The organism is Parvibaculum sp., assembly GCF_035325945.1.
Lineage (GTDB): Bacteria > Pseudomonadota > Alphaproteobacteria > Parvibaculales > Parvibaculaceae > Parvibaculum.
Window position 1 is genome coordinate 1 of the sequence record NZ_DAOKYX010000036.1, and the last position, 3636, is coordinate 3636.

The following is a 3636-nucleotide window of genomic DNA, read 5'->3' on the forward strand; positions in this document are numbered from 1 at the left end:
CAGACGGCGCTCAACACCGCGCTCGCGCTCGCCGATCAGGGCGTGCTCGACAAGTTCGGCGTCGAGATGATCGGCGCCAATCGCGACGCAATCCGCAAGGCGGAAGACCGCCAGCTCTTCCGCGACGCGATGGACAAGATCGGGCTCGAAAGCCCGCGTTCCATGGCCGCGCACAATATGGAAGAGGCGCTGGCCGGCCTCGACTATGTCGGGCTTCCCGCCATCATCCGCCCCTCCTTCACGCTTGGCGGCACCGGCGGCGGCATCGCCTACAACCGGCAGGAATTCGCCGAGATCGTGGAACGCGGCCTCGACGCTTCGCCCACCACCGAAGTGCTGATCGAGGAATCGGTGCTCGGCTGGAAGGAGTATGAGATGGAAGTGGTCCGCGACAGGGCGGACAACTGCATCATCATCTGCTCGATCGAGAACGTCGATCCGATGGGCGTGCATACAGGCGACTCGATCACCGTCGCGCCGGCGCTGACGCTGACCGACAAGGAATATCAGATCATGCGCACCGCCTCGATCGCGGTGCTGCGCGAGATCGGCGTCGAGACGGGCGGCTCCAACGTGCAGTTCGCCGTCAATCCGAAGGATGGGCGCCTCGTCGTCATCGAGATGAACCCGCGCGTCTCGCGGTCCTCCGCCCTTGCCTCCAAGGCGACGGGCTTCCCGATCGCCAAGGTCGCGGCGCGCCTCGCCGTCGGCTACACGCTCGACGAGCTGAAGAACGACATCACGCAGGTGACGCCCGCTTCCTTCGAGCCGACCATCGACTATGTGGTCACCAAGATCCCGCGCTTCGCCTTCGAGAAATTTCCGGGCGCCGAGCCCCTGCTCGGCACGTCCATGAAATCCGTCGGCGAAGCCATGGCGATCGGCCGCAGCTTCGAGGAGAGCCTGCAAAAGGCTCTGCGCTCGATGGAGACGGGCCTTACCGGCCTCAACGAGGTCAAGTTCGCCGGCATGGGTGAAGGCGACGACAAGAACGCGATCCGCGCGGCGCTGGGGCGCCCGACGCCCGACCGCCTTCTTGTGATCGCGCAGGCGCTGCGCCTCGGCGTGCCGCATGAACAGATCCACACGGCGTCCGGCTACGATCCCTGGTTCATCGAGCGGCTGCAGTCGATCGTCGACGCGGAGGAGAAGGTGCGCACCGAGGGCCTGCCTTCGACGAAGGCGGAGATGCGCCACCTGAAGGCGATGGGATTTTCCGATGCGCGGCTCGCCGAGCTTGCGCGCACCGACGAGGAAAATGTGCGCGAGACGCGCCGCGCGCTCGGCGTGCGTCCGGTCTACAAGCGTATCGACACCTGCGCGGCGGAGTTCGAGAGCCTCACGCCCTATATGTACTCGACCTATGAGGCCGACTTCGCCGGCCGCGCCGATTGCGAGTCCGATCCCTCTGGCCGCAAGAAGGCGATCATTCTCGGCGGCGGACCGAACCGCATCGGCCAGGGCATCGAATTCGACTATTGCTGCTGCCATGCCGCTTTCGCGCTGGAAGAGATCGGCATCGAAAGCATCATGGTCAACTGCAACCCGGAGACCGTCTCGACCGACTATGACACGTCGGACCGGCTCTATTTCGAGCCGCTGACGGCCGAAGACGTGCTCGAGCTGATCGACGTCGAAACGCGAAAGGGCACGCTTGCCGGCGTCATCGTGCAGTTCGGCGGCCAGACGCCGCTGAAGCTCGCCAACGATCTCGAGCGCGCGGGCATCCCGATCCTCGGCACCTCGCCCGACGCGATCGACCTCGCCGAAGATCGCGACCGCTTCAAGGACCTGCTCGACCGCCTCGGCCTGCGCCAGCCGCCGAACGGCATCGCCCGCTCGGCCGGGGAAGCGAAGGCGATCGCCGAGCGCATCGGCTATCCCGTCGTCATCCGCCCGTCCTATGTGCTCGGTGGCCGCGCGATGGAAATCGTGCGCGACGCGAACCACCTCGAGCGCTACATAACCGAAGCGGTGGTCGTGTCCGGCAAGAGCCCGGTTCTGATCGACCACTATCTGCGCGATGCGATCGAGGTCGATGTCGATGCGCTCTGCGACGGCAAGGATGTGTTCGTCTGCGGCATCATGGAGCATATCGAGGAGGCGGGCGTTCATTCGGGCGACTCGGCCTGCTCGCTCCCGCCCTACTCGCTGCCGAAGGAAACCATCGCCGAGATCGAGCGCCAGACGCGGGAGCTTGCGCTCGCGCTGAAGGTCGGCGGACTGATGAACGTGCAATATGCCGTGCAGGACGGCACGATCTATGTGCTCGAAGTGAACCCGCGCGCCTCGCGCACCGTTCCCTTCGTCGCCAAGGTGATCGGCACTCCGGTGGCGAAGGTCGCCGCCAAGGTGATGGCGGGCGAGCCGCTCGCGGGCTTCGGCCTCAAGCCCTTCAGCTACGATCACGTGGCGGTGAAGGAAGCCGTCTTCCCCTTCGCGCGCTTCCTCGGCGTCGACACGATCCTCGGCCCGGAAATGCGCTCGACCGGCGAGGTCATGGGCCTCGACAGGAGCTTCGCCGTCGCCTTCGCCAAGAGCCAGATCGCGGGCGGCACCGCCGTCCCCGCATCGGGCACCGTCTTCGTCTCGGTCAAGGACAGCGACAAGGACAAGATCGTGAAGCCCGCGCGCAAGCTCCTCGACATGGGCTTCAAGCTCGTCGCGACGGGCGGCACGGCGCGCTTCCTGAAGGAGCAGGGGCTCGATGTCGGCACCATCAACAAGGTGCTCGAAGGCCGTCCCCACATCGTCGATGCGATCAAGAACGGTGAAATCGCGCTCGTCTTCAATACGACCGAGGGCGCGCAGGCGGTAGCCGATTCCATGTCGCTGCGGCGTGCGGCGCTGATGATGAAGGTGCCCTACTACACGACCGTCGCGGGCGCCCGAGCGGCCGTCGAAGGCATCGACGCCATCCGCAAGGGCCAGCTCGAAGTGGCCGCGCTCCAGTCATATGGAAAGGTTGCCACGGCGGCGGAGTAACGAGCGGCGCGCGGGAAAATTCTGGAATTGACCTTCGGCGCGCGCCTCGCCCACAATCAGACCTCACAAACATCCCGACCGGAGTCGCTCGGCGGCTCCGGCGGGTTTTTATTGGCAAAAGCCGGACCCGGCCCATTTCGAGACAGGGCAAACTTAAGAGAGATCGTCCGACATGGAGAGGATTCCGATGACTTCCGAGGGCTACAAGTCCCTGGAAGAGGAAATCAAGTTTCTGAAGTCCGTTGAGCGTCCGCGCATCATCAAGGCGATCGCGGAAGCGCGCGAGCATGGCGATCTGTCGGAGAATGCGGAATATCACGCTGCCAAGGAGCAGCAGGGGCTGAATGAGAGCCGCGTCGCGGAACTCGAGGACAAGATCAGCCGCGCCGAAGTGATCGACGTCTCGAAGCTCTCCGGCGAGACCGTCAAGTTCGGCGCGACGGTGACGCTGGTCGATGAGGACACGGACGAAGAAGCGACCTATCAGATCGTCGGCGAGATCGAGGCGGACGTGAAGAAGGGCCGCGTCTCCATCACCTCGCCCATCGCCCGCGCGCTCATTGGCAAGTCCGTCGGCGATAGCGTGGAAGTGAACACGCCCGGCGGCGGCAAGTCCTACGAGATCCTGAAGGTCGAGTACAAGTAAGGACT

At 64.8% G+C, this 3636-nt stretch carries 2 protein-coding genes; both read left to right on the forward strand.

The genetic code is table 11. The annotated features are described in order from the left end of the window. A partial coding sequence (gene carB, locus PKA57_RS13430; RefSeq protein WP_324301391.1) for a carbamoyl-phosphate synthase large subunit occupies window positions 1-2985 on the forward strand: 2985 nt, incomplete at its 5' end. Window positions 2986-3157: 172 nt separating this feature from the next. After that, window positions 3158-3631 carry a transcription elongation factor GreA gene (gene greA, locus PKA57_RS13435; RefSeq protein ID WP_324301393.1) on the forward strand — a complete coding sequence of 158 codons (474 nt, stop codon included), beginning with the start codon at window positions 3158-3160 and terminating at the stop codon, window positions 3629-3631. Window positions 3632-3636: the final 5 nt, after the last annotated feature.